Below are 1,432 nucleotides of genomic sequence, written 5' to 3' on the forward strand. Positions count from 1 at the left end.
CATCTAAATCTTTGTGAGATCCCCAAAACTGGGCGGCAAATTCCATTATTTTATAATCACCCCCCAACACAAAAATTACCTGGCGTACGGCAGTTTGGTGAAAAGCGATCGCGTCAGTGCTGCTGCTAGAGGTCTATTGAAATCGGGCTAACAACTGCTCACGAGACAAACTAGACAACTGCAACAGCAAGGTAGTGTATTCGTGAGATGTTAAATTTAATACAGGCTGAACAACTGTCGCTAATTGCTCGTCTATAAAGCCAAATCGCGCTAAAAGCAGGTTTTCTACTATTTGCCGTCTTTCCTGTTCCTTACCTATTTCCTTACCTATCTCCTTACCGCGCTCTAAACCACGAAGCTCCGTTATCCGTTCCCACTCTAAATAAGCTGGTGTTAAATTCATTATTAACTCCCTATCTTCAACATCAATCTCATTGCTTATTTCCATAGTAATCTTCCAAGTCCCTAACAACTTTAAAATAGTATAGCGTTTTCTATCATCTTCGGGTAAAGCAATTACTTCATTAATTGCAGCTTGTTGAATTATTCCTTTACCTAAAATCCTCAACCAGAGAGTTTCTGGAGTATTCGCTAACTTATCAATCACAATTACTCCAGTCAGCAGTAATGGTGAGGGAAAGTAAATACCTGGTAGCCAGTTTTCATGCTCACTGGCCATAAATTTATTCAGCAGTTTATGAGAACAAGAAGTAGCAATAATCCACAATCTTGGTAGTTCATGGTCAGGAATACTTTTTTTATCTCGTTTGGCTTGACGTTGTAAATCTGCTTCTAGGTGGAATAGTTTGGCTAAACAACTGCGGATTTCTCTTTCTGTTGGTTGCTTGCGAAAGGGTTCTAATAAACAACTGGTTACAGCAATTTTATTTAAAATACCGAAATTTTCTGACTGATGTTGTTGAGTAGATGGTGTAAACCAAATATCAACAAATCTCGGTTCTCCAGGTATTTCATAATTTATTCGCACCTCTCCCAAAGAAGAGAGAAATTCTGCAAATAACTGTTTGGAAAATTGATCAAATGGGTTTTTAGTCATTTATGGTGATACACTGACCGCTAAATTTAGATCTATTTTATCCACAATGAGCTAATTTATGGAATTTAATCACAAAAAAAGGTACAGCAAAAGGTGTAACCGCAATCCCTTGACTACCAAGGACAATAGTAGCGAACTGCTTGCAGCAGTGCTTACGCGATCGCTTTTGACCTTCGGATAACCCGACTGGAAATGAATTACCAGCATTATAGCAGAAGTCATCTTCAGATGACTAAAAAAACTAGAAAATTTTTGAATTGGTAAAAGTTTAAATCTCACCCGTGTTTAGTATAACACGAAAATTGCTTGAGTACGGAAGTTTGGTGAAAAGCGATCGCGTCAGCGCTGCCAGTAGTAGCAGCGCTGACGCGATCG

Annotated in this window: 1 protein-coding gene; it reads right to left on the reverse strand. The window is 38.8% G+C overall.

Going from position 1 to position 1,432, the window contains the following annotated elements:
- Positions 1–133: 133 nt before the first annotated feature.
- A complete protein-coding gene (locus ACIR310F_RS0113605) occupies positions 134–1,057 on the reverse strand; it encodes an RpnC/YadD family protein (protein ID WP_028084295.1) in 924 nt (307 codons plus the stop codon).
- Positions 1,058–1,432 lie beyond the last annotated feature (375 nt).

Origin of the sequence: Dolichospermum circinale AWQC310F, assembly GCF_000426925.1 — a bacterium.
Classification (GTDB): domain Bacteria; phylum Cyanobacteriota; class Cyanobacteriia; order Cyanobacteriales; family Nostocaceae; genus Dolichospermum; species Dolichospermum circinale.

Bases quoted from the DNA above. Each gene is read 5' to 3' on its own strand.
- ACIR310F_RS0113605 (WP_028084295.1), bottom strand. From the start codon at position 1,057: ATGACTAAAAACCCATTTGATCAATTTTCCAAACAGTTATTTGCAGAA.